This is a genomic window from Micromonospora sp. NPDC005173 (genome assembly GCF_040608515.1).
Classification (GTDB): domain Bacteria; phylum Actinomycetota; class Actinomycetes; order Mycobacteriales; family Micromonosporaceae; genus Micromonospora.
On record NZ_JBEXIK010000008.1, the window covers coordinates 69,748 to 86,654 of the forward strand.

A 16,907-nucleotide genomic window follows, 5' to 3' on the forward strand; every position below is an offset into this window, starting at 1 on the left:
CCCGGTGGCTAGCGTCGATGTGACCGACGGTGCTCGGGTGGCGACGACAGTGCGCCCGGCCGCGCATCGCGAGCCGATCAGGAGGCGTGATGCTCATCGACTGCGAGGGGTGCCCGACCCAGGGGGGCGGTTGTTCCGGCTGCCTGGTGGCCGCCCTGTTCGACGAGTCGTCCCCGGCGGCCGGGCTGGCCGCCGCAGAGGTCCAGGCGATCGAGGTGTTCGCCCGGGCCGGCTTCGACGTGGAGGTGCTGGCGGCGCCCGCGCGTCCCGGCACTGTTCGTCGCCGCGCCTCCCGCCAGGTCGCCTGACCGCCACACCGCGCCCGGAGCGGGCTTTTCGCGGACCATAGGATGGGCGGTCACGGCGGGAGGAGCGGCGGGATGAGCGGGGTACGACGCGACGACGGCGGGCCCGCCGGCAGCGGCGAGAAAGTCCGCCGCGCGGTGCGTACGGTGGTGCGCCGGTGAGCCCGCGCGGCTGGGCGCTGCTGACCCTGGCCGGGTTGACCGTCGCGCTGGTGGTGACCGCCGCGCTGCTCATACCGTGGCACCGACCGCCGGCGCCCCGGGCCGACCAGCTCGCGGCGCTGCGTGACCTGCCGGCCGACCAGGTGGCCCGGGGGCGGGAGTTCCGCGCCGCGCTGCGCCCCGGTGGTTACTCCGCGCTCGCCGTCGGGCTGCTGGTCGCCCTCGCACTCGGGCTCACTCCGCTGGGCAGCCGCCTGGTCGAGCTGGTGGGCCGGCCGTTCGGCGGGCACTGGGCCGCGCAGGCGGTGCTCGGCGGGCTGGCCGTGGTGCTCGTCGCCGACCTGCTCACCCTTCCGTTCTCCGCCTGGCGGCAGAGCGTGCTCACCCGCTACGGACTGAGCACCAACGGCTGGAGCGGCTGGGCGGTCGACCTGCTCAAGTCGTACGCCGTCAGTGCGGTGATCGGCGCGGTGGCGCTGTTCGGCTTCTACGCGGTCATCCGGCTCGCCCCGCGCTGGTGGTGGGCTTTCGGCGCGGCCGGTGCGGCCCTGCTGGTGGTGCTGCTGTCGTTCGTGCTGCCGGTGCTGGTGGAGCCGGTGTTCAACCGGTTCACCCCGCTGGAGCAGGGCCCGCTGCGCACCGAGCTGGTCAGCATGGCGGCCCGCGACGGGGTGCCGGTACGCGACGTGCTGGTGGCCGACGCCTCCCGGCGCACCAAGGCGGTCAACGCGTACGTCTCCGGTCTCGGGCCGACCCGGCGGGTGGTCGTCTACGACACGCTGCTGCGCGAGGCGACCCCGGCCGAGGTGACCGCCGTGGTGGCGCACGAGCTGGGGCACGCGAAGGACCGGGACGTGGCGGTCGGCACGCTGACCGGCGCGCTGGGCGCTGCCGCCGCAGTGGTGGCGCTCTACCTGCTCGGCTCGTGGGGGCCGCTGCTGCGGCTGGCCGGTGTCGACTCGGTCGCCCAACCGAGCGCGTTCCCGTTACTGGTCGCCCTGGTCACGGTGGTGGGGCTGCTCGCCGCGCCGGTGCAGGCGCTGATGTCCCGGCGGGTGGAGGCGCGGGCCGACGCGCACGCGCTCGCGCTGACCGGTGACCCGGCTGCCTTCGAGTCGATGCAGCGCCGGCTCGGCTCGGTCAACCTCGGCGACCCTGACCCGCCGCGCTGGGAATACCTCTACTCGGCCACACATCCGTCCACCGTGGAGCGGATGGCCGCTGCCCGCGCGTACGCCCGGGAGGCCGGCCGATGAGCCGCACGCTGCTGATCACCAACGACTTCCCGCCCCGTCCCGGTGGGATCCAGTCCTTCGTGCACAACCTCGCGGTGCGTCAGCCGGCCGGCTCGGTGGTGGTGTACGCGTCGAGCTGGCGCGGGGCGGCGAAGTTCGACGCCGACCAGCCGTTCGAGGTGATCCGGGAACGCACCCGGGTGCTGCTGCCCACCCCGCTGATCGCCCGCCGGGCTGCGCGGCTGGCCCGCGCGTACGACTGCGACACGGTGTGGTTCGGCGCGGCAGCCCCGCTCGGGCTGCTCGCCGCGGGCCTGCGCCGACGGGCCGGGGTGCGCCGGGTGGTGGCGCAGACCCACGGCCACGAGGTCGGTTGGGCGGCGCTGCCCGCCGCACGGCCGGCGTTGCGGCGCATCGGTCGAGGCGTCGACGTCACCACCTACCTCGGCGAGTACACCCGTAGCCGGCTGGCCCGGGTGCTGGACGGGGTGACCGAGCTGCGTCGGCTGGCGCCCGGGGTAGACGTGGACACCTACCACCCGACTGTGGACGGCGAGCCGGTGCGGGCTCGGCTGGGGCTGGCCGACCGGCCGGTGGTGGTCTGCGTGTCCCGGCTGGTGCCGCGCAAGGGGCAGGACATGCTGATCCGGGCGCTGCCGGAGATCCGCCGTCGGGTGCCCGACGCGGCGCTGCTGATCGTTGGCGGTGGCCCGTACCGGGCGACCCTGGAGAAGCTGGCCCGGCAGGCCGGCGTGGAGCGGGACGTGGTCTTCACCGGCTCGGTGCCGGCGGCCGAACTGCCGGCGCACTACGCGGCCGGCGACGTCTACGCGATGCCCTGCCGCACCCGCAACCGGGGGCTGGACGTGGAGGGGCTGGGCATCGTCTACCTGGAGGCGTCCGCGACCGGCCTGCCGGTGGTGGCCGGCGACTCCGGGGGCGCGCCGGACGCGGTCCGCGAGGGCGAGACCGGCTACGTGGTGCGGGGCCGGGACGTCGCCCAGCTTGCCGACCGGGTGGCCCGGTTGCTCGCCGACCGGGACCTGGCCCGCCAGTTGGGCGCGGCCGGCCGGGCGTGGGTGGAGCGGGAGTGGCGCTGGGAGGCGCAGGCGCAGCGGATGGCAGCCCTGCTCGCCGGCTGACCGCCACCCGCGCTCAGCTGGGGCTCGACCGGGGCGGTGCGTAGCGGGGCACGTACTCCTGGCCGGTGAGCCGCTGGATCGCCGCCATCACCTCGTCGGTGACCGTCCGGATGTCGCGTGGCCCGTTGATCCGGCCGGCGACCGGGATCGGCGGGCCGAACCGCAGGGTGATCGGGTGTCGGCGGGGCAGCCGCGCGTCGACCGGCAGCACCTCGGCGGTGCCGAGCACGCCGACCGGGATGATCGGCACCTCGGCGTCGCGGGCCAGCCGGGTCATTCCGACGCGGCCCCGGTAGAGCCGCCCGTCCGGGGAGCGGGTGCCCTCCGGGTAGACGGCGACCAGGCCGCCGGAGCGCAGCACCGGCACGGCGGCGTCGAGGGCGCTGAGGGCGGCCCGGCCGCCGCCGCGCTCCACCCGGATGGCGCCCATGCCGGCGACGATCTGCCGGTTGAGCCAGCCGCCCGGGCCGCGGCCGGTGAAGTACTCGGCCTTCGCCCAGAAGGTGACGTGCCGGGGCGTCGCGCAGACCAGGAACAGCTCGTCGGCGACGGAGAGGTGGTTGCCGGCGAGGATCGCGCCACCGTGCCGGGGCAGGTGCTCCAGCCCTTCCACGCGTGGCCGCCAGCCCAGCCGCAGCGTCGTGCCGACGGTCAGCTTGGTGAGGTCGTACAGCAGGGGCACGTGTCCTCCGGGGTGCGGGGGCGGATGGTTCAGGCGGGGGCAGGGCCGAGGTGGGCGTCCAGCGTGGCGCGCAGCAGGGCCTCGTCATCGGTGGCGCCGGTGGCCAGCGGCAGGCTGCCCCAGGCCCAGAGTTGGGCGATGCCGTGCAGGTTGGCCCAGAGCGCGCCGGCCAGCACCGGGGCTGGCGCGTCGGTCGGCCGGCGCAGTTGGGCCACCAGGTCGGTCACGACGGCGAACAGGGGGAGGCTCGTCTCGCGTAGCCGGAGCCGGCCGCTGCCCAGCAGGTCGTGCCGGAACATCAGCTCGAACATGCCGCCGTGGGCCGCCGCGAAGTCCAGGTACGTCCGGCTCAGCGCGGTCAGCCGGGCCCGCGGGTCGGGGCCGGCGTCGCGCGTCGTCTCCTCGACCCGGGCTGCGAGGTCGGCGAAGCCCTCGCGGGCGATGGCGGAGAGCAGGTCGACATGGGTGGGGAAGTAGCGGCGTGGTGCGCCGTGCGACACCCCGGCCTGGCGGGCGATCTCCCGTAGTGACACCGCCGACTGGCCCTCGCGCAGCACCAGGTCCACCCCGGCGGCCACCAGCCGCGCCCGGACACTCGCCTCCTCGCTCATAGACAGTGTCTACCAGCCGGACGTAGACGCTGTCTACCCAGCCCTCGCTGCCCACTCTCTGCGGCATGAGACGAGGGCCGTGTCCGGCCGTGGCCACCGGCGAGCCCGAGGGCGGCCTCGCCGCATCGAGCGTGATACCTCAGAGTCATAAAAATACCTCTGAGGTATCGCCGTCCACGCAGTCCGCGCGCCGTCGAGTGACGCGCCATCCACGCAGTCCGCGCGCCGTCGAGTGACGCGCCATCCGCGCAGTCCGCGCACCGTCGAGTGGCGCGGCATCCGCGCCGTTGAGTGGCGCGCCGGGCGGTCAGCGGATGCGGGCCAGGATCCGGTCGGCGGGGGCCGGCCGGCCGAAGTGCCAGCCCTGGGCGGCGTCGCAGCCGATCGCCCGCAGCCGCTCGGCCTGTCCGGCGGTCTCCACACCCTCGGCGGTCACCGTCAGGTCCAGCGCGTGCGCCAGCGAGACCAGCGAGGCGAGGATCCGCTCGTCGGTGCGTCCGACCGCCGGCGACTGCAACCCCGCCACGAACTCCCCGGCAACCTTCAGCTCGGTCACCGGCAGGTCCCGCAGGTACGCCAGGTTGCTGTAGCCGGTGCCGAAGTCGTCGATGGCGATCCGCACCCCGAGGTCGGCCAGCACCCGCAGGGCGCGTACCGGCTCCTCGGCGGTGCTCATCATCGTGCTCTCGGTGATCTCCAACTGGAGTCGCTCCGGCGGCAGGCCGGTCTGCCCCAGCAGGGCGCGGACCTCCTGCACCAGCCCGGGCCGGTGCACCTGGCGGACCGCCAGGTTGACGCTCACGAACGGTGCCGCCGCGCCACCGGCCGACCAGGCCTTCGCCTCCCGGCACGCCTCGGCCAGCACCCACCCGCCCAGTTGCACGATCAGGCCGGTCTCCTCGGCCAGCCCGATGAAGCTGTCCGGCCGCAGCACCCCCAGCTCCGGGTGGCGCCAGCGGACCAACGCCTCCACGCCGATCAGCCGGCCGTCGCGCAGCGAGGTCAGAGGCTGGTAGTCGAGGTAGAACTCGCCCCGCTCCAAGGCGGCCGGGATGGCCGCGGAAAGCGCGTACCGGGCCAGCTCGCGCCGGTTGCGCTCGGCGTCGTAGAGCGCCCAGCGCGCACCACCGGCCGACTTCGCCCAGTGCAGGGTGCTGTCGGCGGCCCGCATCAGGTCACTGGGGTTGGCACCGGCCACCTGCCGCTCGACGATGCCCAGGCTCGCCGAGACCTGAAGCTCGTGCCCGTCGACCAGCGCCGGTGTCCGGACCGCCTCCAGCGCGGCCTCGGCCACCTTCACCATGTCGTCAGTGCCAGCGGTGTGTTCCACCAGGATGACGAACTCATCCCCACCGAGCCGGGCCACCAGGTGCTCACCCAGGGCCTGGCACAGCCGCTCGGCCACCGTGGACAGCAGCCGGTCGCCGATCTGGTGCCCGAGGGTGTCGTTGACGACCTTGAACCGGTCCAGGTCGAGGAAGCACACCCCGACCCGCTGCGCGCCCCGGCCCGGCTCGTTCAGCGCGGCGGTGAGCCGCTCGGTGAACAGCGTCCGGTTGGGCAGGCCGGTGAGCGGGTCGTGGGTGGCCTGGTGGCGGAACCGCGCCTCACTGGCCCGCAACGCCCGCTCGGCGTGCGTCCGGGCCATCATGGCGGCCCGGCGGATCGACTCCTGCTCGTCGAGCGTCCGGTCCCGCAGCGCGCGGGCGTACCCGGTTGCCACGGCGGCCAGCAGCCGCGCCATCCGGTCCTCGACGTCCTCGGCAACCAGCCCCAGGTCGCGCACCAGCCGGAGCTGGATGACCTCGACGGTACGGCCCAGCCCCTCCGCGGAGGCGATGTGCGCCGCGACCAGTTCGGCGCCGACCCGGTGCCCGGTGCGCACGTCGAACGGCTCGGCGAGCAGTGCACCGGCCAGTTGCCCGGTGAGCCGGTGCAGCAGGGTCTCGAGCTGGGCCTGGGTCATCGGCAGATAGCTGGTGCCGGAGACCGCCTTGGCCCAGGCCCGGGCGAAGCTGCCCGGGTAGGAGGTCGCCTCTGGCGACTCAGGCACCGAGCCGCCCGACGCCGCCAATGAAGACCGCGCGTTCGGCGTCCTCCGCGCTCTCCGGGGTGTCCGGCCGCCACCCTGGCACCCAGACCACGCCCGGGTCGACCAGCTCGAACCCGTCGAAGAGCGCGGTCAGCTCATCCCGGCTGCGGACCCAGAGCGGGTTGTCGGTACGCCGGTAGACCCGTTCCGCCTCGGCCCGTTCGTCCCGGCTGCGCCCGTCGTCGCTGGCCTGTGACAGCACCAGGTAGCTGCCGGGGGCCAGCGCGTCGCGCAGGGTCCGCAGCAGCTCCGCCGGTCGGTCGTCATCGGGGACGAAGTGCAGCACGGCCACGATCATCACGGCCACCGGTTGCCCGAAATCGAGCAGCCCTCGCACGCTCGGGTGGGCCAGGATCTTCTCCGGGTGCCGCAGGTCCTCCTGCACCACCACCGCGCGGTCGTTGCCGGCCAGGATCTCGCGGCTGTGCGCCACCGCCACCGGGTCGACGTCCACATAGACCACCCGCGACTCCGGGTCGATCCGCTGGGCGATCTCGTGCACGTTGCCGACGGTCGGGATCCCCGAGCCGATGTCCAGGAACTGCCGGACCCCGGCTTCGGCGAGGTGGTGCACCGCTCGGCGTAGGAACGCTCGGTTGGCCTGGGCCATCAGCGGCGCCTCCGGCACCGCCGACACCATCGCCTGGGCCGCGGCCCGGTCGGCGGCGAAGTTGTGCGAGCCGCCGAGGTAGTAGTCGTACATCCGCGCGACGCTTGGGCGCTCGATGTCGATGGTGTCGGGTGCCCAGTCCGGCCGCTGCATGCGCTTCACCCCTAGTCCGCGACGCGGGCGTCGTCGCCCGCGCGGGTATTGTGCCCCCGCTGTGCCCGCCAGACCATAGCGTGCCGCCCATGTTGCCGCCGACCTCGGTCGATACGCGAAGGTCCGCGCCTGCCGGGGAGGCTGGCGCGGACCTTCGGTCACGGCGTCCCGCTCGGCGAGCGGGGGCAGATCAGAACTTCGGGGCGTCCGGCGCCTCGAGCAGGCCGAGCCGGAGCGCGGTCATCAGCGCCTGCGCCCGGTTGGCAGCCCCGAGCTTCTCGTAGAGCTTGGAGATGTGGGTCTTGGCCGTGGACTCGCTGACGAACAGCTGCTTGGCGATGCCGGCCACGCTCATCCCGTCGGCGAGCAACCGCAGCACCTGACCCTCCCGGGGGGAGAGCTGCGGACCGGACGGGGCGAGCCGGCGCTTCATCGCCTCGGCAAGGTCGGCCGCGGTGAACGCGCTGGGGGAGGAGGCGGCGTGCCGGGCGGCGGCCACCACCTCGTCGGCCGGGGCGGTCTTCGGCACGAAGGCACTGGCGCCAGCCTCCAGAGCGCCGAAGAGCTGATCGTCGCCGGCGTACATGGTCAGTACCACGATGCCCATCGACGCGCTGGACTTGCGCAGCGCGCGGGTGGCCTCCAGGCCGCTGCCGTCGGGCAGCCGCAGATCCATGATCACCACGTCCGGCTGAAGGGCGCCCGCCTGACGTACCCCCTCCGCCGCCGTGGCGGCCTCACCGACGACCTCGAACTGACGGTCGCGCTCGAAGGCGTGTCGCAGGCCCTTGCGAATAAGGTCGTGATCGTCGACAAGGAGGACCTTGGTACGGGTGGCCGGTGTCGGACTTGTGGTCATCCTCGGGTTACTCCCCTTCTGGTGCTGCGCTACCGCGCACGTTATCGCGCCGGGACGAGGTGCCGAGAACTACCGCCACGGTCGTGCCGCTCGGTTGCCGCGGCCTGATCTCCAACCGGCCCCGGATACGTTCCGCCCTCTCGGCCATGATCGCAAGACCGTACCGCCCGTCGGGGCGCTGGTCAGCCATCCCCTGACCGTCATCCGACACTTCAATTTGCGCGTACGGGGGGTCCACCTCGCAGGTGACCCAGAGATTCGAGGCTCCAGCGTGCTTGCGCGCGTTGGTCACCGCCTCCTGCGCGATGCGCAGCAACTCGGCCTCGGTGGCCGCCGGCAGCCGTGCGGTGGACTCGTCCAACGACAGGTGCACCCGCAGCCCGCCGGACGCGCCCACGGTCCGCGCGTACTCGGCGATCGCCGCGGCCAGCCCGCCCTGCCGGTCCACCTCGCTGCGCAGCTCGAAGAGGCTCAGCCGCAGCTCCTGAATCACCCGGGTCACCTCGCCGCGCAGCGTACGCAGCGCCTCGGCGGTCTCGTCGGCGTCGTCGAAGACGGTGGCCAGGGCGTTGTCGATGCCGTAGCCGACCATCACCAGCTCCTGCGCCACCCCGTCGTGGATCTCCCGGGCCAGCCGCTGCCGTTCCTCGTTGGTGGCCAGCGAGCGGACCTCGTCGAAGAGCAGCGCCGCCTCCAGCCGCAGCGCGGCCGGCCGGGTCAGCGCGGTCACCCGGGACACCACGGGCGGCGGGTACGCGTGTGCGGCGTCCGCCTCCAGCACCACCAGCCCCACCGTGCGCACACCGGCGACCAGCGGGACGATCAGCGCGGAGACGTCGCCGCCGCGGTGTGAGCGGGACTGTGAGCGGGCAGCGGTCTGCGCCTGCTGGCTGGCCCAGGCGTCGGCGATCGCCGAGTCCGCGTCCAGCGTCGTCTCCCAGTCCACCCGGTCCACCCCGGCCTGGGCGAGCACCACGAGCCGGCCGCCGCCGCTGGCCGACAGCACCGCCGCCCGGTCGGCTCGCGCCACCGTACGCAGCTCGTCCAGCAGGTGCTCGGAGATGCCGCCCGGGTCCAGGGTCGCCCCGGGCAGTTGGCGGGCCACCGTGCGCAGCTGGGTCAGCAGCCGGGTCGCCTCGGCGTACGGCTGGGGCTTGCCCTCACCGCGTACCGCCATCACCCGGTGCAGGGTGCTGGCGGCGTAGAGCCCCAGCGCGGCCAGGATCAGCCACTGCGCGCAGACCGCCAGGTAGCCCGGCTGGCCGAGCTGACGCCCTCCGCCGACCTCGGTCAGCGCGCCGCTGACCAGGAGGGTGGCGGCGGTGACCGCGAGCAGGGCGGCACCCTCCCGGAACCGGCGGCGCAGCGCGGTGACGGTCACCGGCACCGCCAGGTAGGGCAGCATCGCCGAGGCGCCGAGCCCGTCCACCGTCCCGCCGATCGACGCGACCGTGGCCACCTGGCTCGCGGCCAGCCCCAGCACGACCACCTCGGCCACCCTGCTGAGCGGGCCGATCAGCCGGTGCTGGGGGGCCAGCGACGCGGGCAGCCCGGCGACCGCCAGCAGCGCGATCCACCACAGCTGGCTGACGTCGTGGGTGGCGAACAGGGTCAGGACGGCGACCAGCGCCAGCATCACCAGGCGGGCGGCCGCGGCGAGGGGATGCGGGTGCGGTGCGACGGATGTGGATACGGGCACGTGACGGATGGTAGTCAGCCCCGGTAGATATCGGCGATCTCCGCCGCGTACGTCTTGTGGACGACCTGGCGCTTGACCTTGAGCGACGGGGTCAACTCGCCGGTGGCCTCGGTGAAGTCGCGGGGCAGGACGCGGAACACCTTGATCGCCTCAGCCTTGGAGACGGCCTGGTTCGCGGTGTCGATCGCGGACTGGATCTCCGCGCGCAGGCCCTCGTGCCCGCGCAGCTCCTCGACCCGGGTGTCGGCGGGCAACTCGGCGCTCTCCAGCCACTTCGGCAGCGCCTCCTCGTCAACGGTGACCAGCGCCGCGATGAACGGCTGCCGGTCGCCGACGACGACGCACTGGCTGATCAACGGGTGTGCCCGGACCAGGTCCTCCAGCACCGCCGGGGCGACGTTCTTGCCGGCGGCGGTGACGATCAGCTCCTTCTTCCGGCCGGTGATGCTGAGGTAGCCGTCGTTGTCGAGCTGGCCCAGGTCGCCGGTGCGGAACCAGCCGTCGGCGCCGAGGACCTCGGCGGTCGCCGACTCGTTGTGCCAGTAGCCCTGGAAGATCAGGTCGCCGGAGAGCAGGATCTCGCCGTCGTCGTCGATCCGCACGGTCACGCCGGGCAGCGGGCGGCCGACGGTGCCGATCCGGGTGCCGGTGGGCAGGTTCGCCGCGGCGGCGGGCGAGGTCTCGGTCAGGCCGTAGCCCTCCAGGATCGTCACCCCGATGCCGCGGAAGAAGTGACCGAGCCGGGCACCGAGCGGTGCACCGCCGGAGATGGCGTCCCGGCACCGGCCGCCGAGCGCGGCGCGCAGCTTGCGGTAGACCAGCCGGTCGAAGAGGGCGTGCTGCGCGCGGAGCGCCAGGCTGGGCCCCCGCGAGGTCTCCAGCGACTCGCTGTACGCGATGGCGACCTGCTCGGCGCGGGCGAAGATGGCGCCCTTGCCGTCGGCCTCGGCCTTCTGCTTCGCCGCGTTGTAGACCTTCTCGAACACCCGGGGTACGGAGAGCACGAAGGTCGGTTTGAACCCCTGCAGCTCGGCGACCAGGTTCTTGGTGTCCGCGCAGTGGCCCATGGTGGCCCGGGCCTGCACCACGCCGATCTGGATCAGCCGGGCGAAGGCGTGCGCCAGCGGCAGGAAGAGCAGGGTGGCCGCGCCGGCGTTGAACAGGTTCGGCAGCACCGGCACCGCGTTGGCGATGTCGGCGTACATGTTGCGGTGGGTCAGCATGCAGCCCTTGGGCCGGCCGGTGGTGCCACTGGTGTAGATGATGGTGGCCAGGTCGCCGGAGCGGACCCCCTCGCGTCGCCGGTCCACCTCGGTCAGCTCGACCGCGGCACCGGTGGTGACCAGCTCATCGACCGCGCCGAGGTCGAACTGCCAGACCTGGTTCAGCTCGGGCAGCCGGTCCCGGACGCCGGCCACCAGGGCGGCGTGGTCGGCGGTCTCCACCACCGCGGCGACCGCGCCAGAGTCGGAGAGGATCCAGGCGGCCTGCTCGGCGCTGGAGGTCTCGTAGATCGGCACGGTGACCGCGCCGGCCGTCCAGATCGCGTAGTCCAGCAGCGTCCACTCGTAGCGGGTCCGGCTCATCAGGGCGACCCGCTCGCCCGGCTGGATCCCGGCGGCGATCAGGCCGCGGGCCACCGCGACCACCTCGTCACGGAACTGAAGGCAGGTCACGTCGGACCAGCTGGTGCCGGTGCCGTCGGCGGCCGGGGTGGCGCGGGCAAACTGGACGGCGTCCGGCGCGACCTCGGCGTTTTTCCAGACCGGATCGGTGAGGTTGGCCGCGTCGCCGACGGTGACGATCGGCGGAACGGAGAACTCGCGCACCTGCACTCCCTCGTGCTCACACTGGCCGGACCGGCCGCCACCGTGGGCGTCGGCTTTGTCGAAACCTACCCGGCCGCCGGGGCGGGTGTAGTAGGCAGGCTGCCCAGTACGGTCGTGGCGCGGTGGTCCGGCGCGCGGCGGGGGCGGCGCGGCGCGTGCGCGATGCCCGCCGGGTAGCCTCCCCCCATGGCGGACTCCTCCACCCAGTCGATCATCATCGGCGCCGCACCGGACCGGGTGGCGGCGGTCATCTGCGACTTCGCCCGGTACCCGGAGTGGACCGAGGCGGTGCGCCACGCTGAGGTCATCGAGGAGTACGAGGACGGCTACGCCAGCCAGGTGCGGTTCACCATCGACGCTAGCGTGATGGCCGACGAGTACGTGCTCGCCTACGAATACGCCGAGGACCTGTCCCGGATCGAGTGGCACCTGGTCGCCCCCTCGAAGATGCAGAAGAGCCAGCGCGGTTCGTACGACCTGGTGGGTAACGCGGACGGCGGCACCACGGTGACCTACACCCTGGAGGTCGAGCTGTCCGTGGGAATGCTCGGCATGTTTCGGCGCAAAGCCGAGAAGATGATCATGGACACCGCGTTGAAGCAGCTCAAGCGCCGGGTAGAAGCACCCGGTGCGGCGCACTGACGCGTCCGGCGGCACGGTAGAGGAGCCGACCATGGGCGGAACGGATCCGGGTTCTGCCCGGGAAGAGGCGGAGCGGCTGGTCGCCACCCTGCTCGCGGGGGCGCGGCTGGCCTCGGCCGGGTCGGCGGGCGGCGCGTGGGGCCCGCTGGGCGGGATGGTGGCCGGTGTCCTCGGTCACAGTGCCGCCCCGGACGGTCGGTCCGGTGCCGGCGGCGGTTTCGCCACCGGCACGGCTGAATGCTGCATCTGCCCGGTCTGTCGGGGCATCGCCGCATTGCGTGACCCGAGTCCGGAATTCGCCGAACGGCTGGCCACCGGCGCCGGTGACCTCGCGGCGGGCGTCGCCAGTCTGCTGCGCGCGTTCGCCCCGGCCGAGCCGCCCGCCGCCAGCCCACCGGCGCCACCCGCCCCACCCCGGCCGGCGCCCGACCCGACCGCCGGCCCGAGCACCGGCACCGAGGTCCCGGAGCCCGCCCCGGCCGACCGTTCCGCCGGAGCCGACGACGATCACGTGTGGCGCGATGCCACCCGCACCGGGCATGATTCTCAGCCGGCGCCGGAGCGGGATGTCTGGTCGGCCGCCACCCGGACGGCGGACCCATCCGCCCCGGCCGCCGCACCACCCGTCGACGAGGCCGGGCCGGTGTCCGCACCGGCACCGACCAATCGACCCGTGGTGCCCGCCTCGCGGGTGCCCGACGACACCGACGCACACGAGCCGGGCGACCGCGCCTGAGCGCGGGAACCTACGACCCGGACCGGCGTGCCGTCGGTGCGCGGGCCGGACAGCACAGCAGAGGGGAGCGGCAGCGGTGACGCTGACCATCGGAGTCGACGTCGGTGGCACGAAGGTGGCCGGCGGTGTCGTGGACGACACCGGCGAGGTCCTCGTGCAGACCCGACGGGACACTCCCGCCGATGACGTCGGCAAGACCCGTGACGTCATCATCGAGCTGGTCGGCGAGCTGGCTGCCGGGCGGACGATCGAGGCGGTCGGCATCGGCGCGGCCGGCTGGATCGACGCCACCCGCTCGACGGTGCTCTTCGCCCCCAACCTGGCCTGGCGGGACGAGCCGCTGCGCGAGTACGTCAGCGCGGCGGTCGGCCTGCCGGTGATCGTGGAGAACGACGCCAACGTGGCCGCCTGGGCCGAGTTCCGGTACGGCGCTGCCCGGGCCGCCGACGACTCGATGATCATGTTCACCATCGGCACCGGCGTCGGTGGCGGCATCGTGCTCGGCGGCGAGCTGATGCGCGGCGCGCACGGCGTCGCCGCGGAGCTGGGCCACATGCTGGCCGTGCCGGACGGACACCAGTGCGGCTGCGGTCGGCTGGGCTGCATCGAGCAGTACGCCAGCGGCAGCGCTCTCGTCCGCTTCGCCCGGGCCGGCGCCCGGCAGGAACCGCACCGGGCCACCGCGCTGCTGGAGCTGGCCGGCGGGGAGGCCGAGGCGATCACCGGCCCGATGGTGACCACCGCCGCGCAGGGCGGTGACCCGGTCTCCGCCGAGGCGTTCGCGCAGATCGGCCGGTGGCTGGGCACCAGCCTCGCCGACATGGCGCAGATCCTCGACCCGCAGACCCTGGTGGTCGGGGGTGGCGTGATCGACGCCGGTGACCTGCTGCTCGGCCCGACGCGCCGCTCGTACCTCGACGCGCTCTCCCAGCGGGGACGGCTGCCGGTGGCCGACGTGCTCCCGGCTGAGTTGGGCAACAGCGCCGGGGTGATCGGCGCCGCCGACCTGGCCCGACGGATCTGAGGCGGGTCGGGATGGGCCAGGGTGCCGGCGTACCGCTGCGCGTGGTGTCGTACAACATCCACAGCCAGCGCGACGACACCGCCGCGCTGGCGGCGGTGGTCCGGGCCGCGACACCGGACGTGGTGATCGTGCAGGAAGGGCCGCGCCGGTTCCGGTGGCGGCAGAAGTCCGCCACGCTGGCCGAGTCCTTCGGCCTGGTGGTGGCCGCCGGCGGGCTGCCCGCGCTGGGCAACCTGGTGCTGACGAGCCTGCGGGTCCAGGTGCGGGGCACCCGTTGCCAGCGCTTCCCGCTCACCCCGGGCCGGCACCTGCGCGGCGCCGCGTACGCCGACTGCCGGGTCGGCGACGCCCGGTTCACCCTCGCCGGCTCGCACCTGTCCACCGACCCGGCCGAGCGTCCCGGGCAGGCCGCCGAGTTCAAGCGTGGGCTGGATGCGGCGAGCGGCCCGGTGGTGGCCGGAGCCGACCTCAACGAGGGCCCGGACGGGCCGGCCTGGGCCACCGTGGCGAGCGGGCTGACCGACGCCGCGGTGGCGGCCGACCAGGCGGACCGGCTCACCTACTCCTGCGCCGACCCGCGCCGCCGCATCGACGCGCTCTTCGTCGACCCGCGGATCACCGTGGTCGACTACGACGTGGTGGACACCCCCCAGACCCGGCGGGCCAGCGACCACTTCCCGGTCCTGGTCGACCTGCTGTTGCCCACCACCGACTGACCCCGCACCGGCCCGACCCGTCGATCCGGCCCGCGCCGGGGCTGGACATCCGGCTCCGTTGTGGAGAGGATTTCGCGGCGACCGGCACGTGTGCCGCACAAAAGGAGATGTCCCGGTGTCCACCTCCACCGACCATGGCCGGCTCGACCCGGAGGCGACCCCGTCCGCGCTGAGCCGCGACGATCGCCCGGTCTCCGACCGGGGCGACACGGTCTGCGTCATCGGCGCCGGGGCCAGCGGCCTGACCGCCATCAAGAATCTGCGCGAGCACGGGTTCGGCGTGGACTGCTACGAGCGCGAGACCGGCATCGGCGGCGCCTGGAACTGGCGGCACGACCGCAGCCCGGTGTACGCCAGCACCCACCTGCTGTCGTCGAAGCCGTTCACCCAGTTCCCCGACTTCCCGATGCCGGACTCCTGGCCGGACTACCCGCACCACAGTGAGCTGCTCTCGTACTTCGAGCGGTATGCCGACCACTTCGACCTGCGCTCGCACATCTGGTTCGGCACCGAGGTGATCCGGGTCGAGCCGGCTGCGGGGGACCGCTGGAACGTGACCACCCGCTCCACCGGCGGGTACGGGCCGGAGCGCACCTCCCAGTACGCCGCCGTGGTGATCGCCAACGGCCACAACTGGTCACCCAAGCTGCCCCGCTACGAGGGGCTGGAGCAGTTCCGGGGCGAGATCATGCACGCCTCGTCCTACAAGGACCCGGCGCAGCTGCGCGGCAAGCGGGTGCTGGTGGTCGGCGCCGGCAACACCGGCTGCGACATCGCCGTCGAGGCCGCCCAGCAGGCGTCGCGCTGCTGGCACTCCACCCGGCGCGGCTACTGGTACGCGCCGAAGTACGTGCTCGGCCGCCCCGCCGACCAGGTCAACGACACCCTGCTGGCGCTGCGGGTGCCGCTGCGGGTGCGCCAGTGGCTCTACCACTGGACGCTGCGGCTGACCGTCGGCGACCTGACCCGCTTCGGCCTGCCCAAGCCCGACCACCGGGTGTACGAGACGCACCCGATCGCGAACAGCCAGCTCGTCTACTACGTGGGCCACGGCGCGATCGGCCCGGTGCCCGACGTCGCACGGTTCCACCCGTACGCCGTGGAGCTGGCCGACGGCCGTGAGATCGACCCTGAGCTGGTCATCTTCGCCACCGGCTACCTGCCGCGCTTCGAGTTCCTCGACGCGTCGGTGTTCGGCGACAGCGCCGGCGCCGGCCGGCCGACGCTGTGGCTCAACGCGTTCACCCCCGGGCATCCGACGCTGGCGGTTGCTGGCCTGGTCCAACCGGACTCCGGGATGTTCACCCTGTCGCACTGGCAGACGGTGCTCTTCGCCCGGCTGCTCCAGGCCCGCCGGGACCGCCCGGAGCGGGCCGCGGCGTTCGCGCAGCGGGTGCGCGACCGGGCCGGGGAGCGCTACTCCGGCCAGGTCAAGGAGAGCAGCCGGCACTGGTTCGAGGTTGGTCACGCCGACTACCTGCGCGCCGTCGAGCGCGCCCTCCACGACCTGGAGGGCAAATGAGCGCGAGGAGTGAGCTTGCGAGCCCCGCAGTCGCGAACGAAAGGTCGGCCCGATGAGTGAGCTGCGGATCATGCGGGGCCGGGAGTGGTCCCGTCCGGTTCGGCCGGCCCGGCGCGAGGTGCTCAGCGCTACTCCCGAGCTGGAGGAGGGGCGCCCGCCGCTGCTCTTCGTCCCCGGGTTCGGGCACGGCGCGTGGGCGTTCGCCGAGCACTGGCTGGGGCACGCGGCGTCGCGGGGGTTCCCGGCGTACGCGATGAGCCTGCGCGGGCACGGCGGCAGCGAGCCGGCGCCGGAGGCGACGCTGCGCGCGTACGCCCATGATGTGGTCCAGGTGGCCGCGGGCCTGCCGCGCCAGGCGGTGCTGGTGGGGCACGGCGCCGGGGCGCTGGTGGTGGCGCACGCGTTGGCCCGCTACCCGGCGCGGGGCGCGGTGCTGGTGGCGCCGGTCTTCGGCGGCTGGGGATTGCTGGGCGCTGCACTGCGCCGCAATCCGGCCGGCACGCTGCCGGCGGTGTTCGGCGGCCCGCTGCGGCTCAGCCGCGGCCAGTTGTTCAGCCGCGAGCTCCCCGACGAGGAGGCCCGGCGGCACGTCGCCCGGCTCGGTCGGGCCGGGCGGCGGGCGCAGTGGGCGCTGCTGGGTGCGCCGGACGCCGAGCCGGCCGTGGGTGCGCCACCGGTGCTGGTGTTGGGCAGCCCGGATGACCGGGTGGTGCCGACGTCGGCGTTGACCGGGGTGGCAAGGCGCCACGGGTCGGCCCCGTTGCTCTTCCCGGGGATGGGGCATGACCTGATGCTGGACGCGCGCTGGGCGGAGCCGATCGACGCGATCCTGGACTGGTTGGAGAAGGAGCCCGCGGCGCACTGAGCGACCCGACGGCTGGGCAGGCG

The 16,907-nt window shown here is 73.8% G+C and carries 16 protein-coding genes; 9 read left to right on the plus strand and 7 right to left on the minus strand.

The annotated features are described in order from the left end of the window. Nucleotides 1–89 precede the first annotated feature (89 nt). The 3 genes from ABZV00_RS12355 (at nucleotide 90) to ABZV00_RS12365 (ending at nucleotide 2,844) form a co-directional block, all read left to right on the plus strand. Entirely contained in the window at nucleotides 90–308 is a 219-nt protein-coding gene (locus ABZV00_RS12355) for a hypothetical protein (protein WP_355604902.1), read from the plus strand. Between the two features lie 155 nt (nucleotides 309–463). Beyond that, entirely contained in the window at nucleotides 464–1,723 is a 1,260-nt protein-coding gene (locus tag ABZV00_RS12360) for a M48 family metallopeptidase (RefSeq protein ID WP_355604905.1), read from the plus strand. Further along, on the plus strand, nucleotides 1,720–2,844 hold the full coding sequence (locus ABZV00_RS12365; protein ID WP_328418944.1) for a glycosyltransferase family 4 protein: 1,125 nt from the start codon (nucleotides 1,720–1,722) through the stop codon (nucleotides 2,842–2,844). Before ABZV00_RS12360 ends, ABZV00_RS12365 begins: the two co-directional genes overlap by 4 nt. A 13-nt stretch (nucleotides 2,845–2,857) precedes the next feature. Here the strand turns inward: ABZV00_RS12365 and ABZV00_RS12370 are convergent, their stop codons facing one another. The 7 genes from ABZV00_RS12370 to ABZV00_RS12400 form a co-directional block, all read right to left on the minus strand. Further along, nucleotides 2,858–3,526 (minus strand): lysophospholipid acyltransferase family protein, encoded by a 669-nt coding sequence (locus tag ABZV00_RS12370; RefSeq protein WP_355604909.1) that lies wholly within the window; start codon nucleotides 3,524–3,526, stop codon nucleotides 2,858–2,860. 29 nt (nucleotides 3,527–3,555) lie between these two features. Further along, nucleotides 3,556–4,137, minus strand: a complete 582-nt coding sequence (locus ABZV00_RS12375; RefSeq protein ID WP_328418942.1) for a TetR/AcrR family transcriptional regulator — start codon at nucleotides 4,135–4,137, stop codon at nucleotides 3,556–3,558. Between the two features lie 307 nt (nucleotides 4,138–4,444). Continuing rightward, the gene (locus tag ABZV00_RS12380) at nucleotides 4,445–6,103 is read right to left on the minus strand and encodes a bifunctional diguanylate cyclase/phosphodiesterase (RefSeq protein ID WP_355605136.1); all 1,659 of its coding nucleotides are present in this window, start codon (nucleotides 6,101–6,103) and stop codon (nucleotides 4,445–4,447) included. 79 nt (nucleotides 6,104–6,182) lie between these two features. Then, a complete protein-coding gene (locus ABZV00_RS12385; protein ID WP_355604912.1) occupies nucleotides 6,183–6,992 on the minus strand; it encodes an SAM-dependent methyltransferase in 810 nt (269 codons plus the stop codon). A 190-nt stretch (nucleotides 6,993–7,182) separates the two neighbouring features. Further along, a complete protein-coding gene (locus ABZV00_RS12390) occupies nucleotides 7,183–7,851 on the minus strand; it encodes a response regulator transcription factor (protein ID WP_007072219.1) in 669 nt (222 codons plus the stop codon). 7 nt (nucleotides 7,852–7,858) lie between these two features. Further along, nucleotides 7,859–9,550 carry a GAF domain-containing sensor histidine kinase gene (locus ABZV00_RS12395; RefSeq protein ID WP_355604915.1) on the minus strand — a complete coding sequence of 564 codons (1,692 nt, stop codon included), beginning with the start codon at nucleotides 9,548–9,550 and terminating at the stop codon, nucleotides 7,859–7,861. A 14-nt stretch (nucleotides 9,551–9,564) separates the two neighbouring features. Next, entirely contained in the window at nucleotides 9,565–11,379 is a 1,815-nt protein-coding gene (locus ABZV00_RS12400) for an AMP-dependent synthetase/ligase (protein ID WP_355604917.1), read from the minus strand. Between the two features lie 186 nt (nucleotides 11,380–11,565). Between ABZV00_RS12400 and ABZV00_RS12405 the strand changes: the two genes are divergently transcribed. The 6 genes from ABZV00_RS12405 (at nucleotide 11,566) to ABZV00_RS12430 (ending at nucleotide 16,884) form a co-directional block, all read left to right on the plus strand. Then, the gene (locus tag ABZV00_RS12405) at nucleotides 11,566–12,021 is read left to right on the plus strand and encodes an SRPBCC family protein (RefSeq protein WP_328418938.1); all 456 of its coding nucleotides are present in this window, start codon (nucleotides 11,566–11,568) and stop codon (nucleotides 12,019–12,021) included. Nucleotides 12,022–12,052: 31 nt separating this feature from the next. Further along, the gene (locus tag ABZV00_RS12410) at nucleotides 12,053–12,757 is read left to right on the plus strand and encodes a hypothetical protein (RefSeq protein ID WP_355604920.1); all 705 of its coding nucleotides are present in this window, start codon (nucleotides 12,053–12,055) and stop codon (nucleotides 12,755–12,757) included. A 76-nt stretch (nucleotides 12,758–12,833) separates the two neighbouring features. Continuing rightward, entirely contained in the window at nucleotides 12,834–13,781 is a 948-nt protein-coding gene (locus ABZV00_RS12415; RefSeq protein WP_328418936.1) for an ROK family glucokinase, read from the plus strand. Nucleotides 13,782–13,792: 11 nt separating this feature from the next. Beyond that, nucleotides 13,793–14,497: an endonuclease/exonuclease/phosphatase family protein gene (locus ABZV00_RS12420; RefSeq protein WP_355604923.1), complete on the plus strand. Its 705-nt coding sequence runs from the start codon at nucleotides 13,793–13,795 to the stop codon at nucleotides 14,495–14,497. Between the two features lie 115 nt (nucleotides 14,498–14,612). Beyond that, a complete protein-coding gene (locus ABZV00_RS12425) occupies nucleotides 14,613–16,019 on the plus strand; it encodes an NAD(P)-binding domain-containing protein (RefSeq protein ID WP_355604926.1) in 1,407 nt (468 codons plus the stop codon). Nucleotides 16,020–16,071: 52 nt separating this feature from the next. After that, complete coding sequence (locus ABZV00_RS12430; protein WP_355604929.1) at nucleotides 16,072–16,884, plus strand: alpha/beta fold hydrolase; 813 nt, start codon at nucleotides 16,072–16,074, stop codon at nucleotides 16,882–16,884. The last annotated feature ends 23 nt before the right edge of the window (nucleotides 16,885–16,907 follow it).

What these genes read in the sequence shown, in the direction of transcription:
- ABZV00_RS12355 (WP_355604902.1), top strand. Translation starts at nt 90, where the DNA reads ATGCTCATCGACTGCGAGGGGTGCCCGACCCAGGGGGGCGGTTGTTCC.
- ABZV00_RS12365 (WP_328418944.1), top strand. Translation starts at nt 1,720, where the DNA reads ATGAGCCGCACGCTGCTGATCACCAACGACTTCCCGCCCCGTCCCGGT.
- ABZV00_RS12375 (WP_328418942.1), bottom strand. Translation starts at nt 4,137, where the DNA reads ATGAGCGAGGAGGCGAGTGTCCGGGCGCGGCTGGTGGCCGCCGGGGTG.
- ABZV00_RS12380 (WP_355605136.1), bottom strand. Translation starts at nt 6,103, where the DNA reads ATGACCCAGGCCCAGCTCGAGACCCTGCTGCACCGGCTCACCGGGCAA.
- ABZV00_RS12385 (WP_355604912.1), bottom strand. Translation starts at nt 6,992, where the DNA reads ATGCAGCGGCCGGACTGGGCACCCGACACCATCGACATCGAGCGCCCA.
- ABZV00_RS12390 (WP_007072219.1), bottom strand. Translation starts at nt 7,851, where the DNA reads ATGACCACAAGTCCGACACCGGCCACCCGTACCAAGGTCCTCCTTGTC.
- ABZV00_RS12405 (WP_328418938.1), top strand. Translation starts at nt 11,566, where the DNA reads ATGGCGGACTCCTCCACCCAGTCGATCATCATCGGCGCCGCACCGGAC.
- ABZV00_RS12410 (WP_355604920.1), top strand. Translation starts at nt 12,053, where the DNA reads ATGGGCGGAACGGATCCGGGTTCTGCCCGGGAAGAGGCGGAGCGGCTG.
- ABZV00_RS12420 (WP_355604923.1), top strand. Translation starts at nt 13,793, where the DNA reads ATGGGCCAGGGTGCCGGCGTACCGCTGCGCGTGGTGTCGTACAACATC.
- ABZV00_RS12430 (WP_355604929.1), top strand. Translation starts at nt 16,072, where the DNA reads ATGAGTGAGCTGCGGATCATGCGGGGCCGGGAGTGGTCCCGTCCGGTT.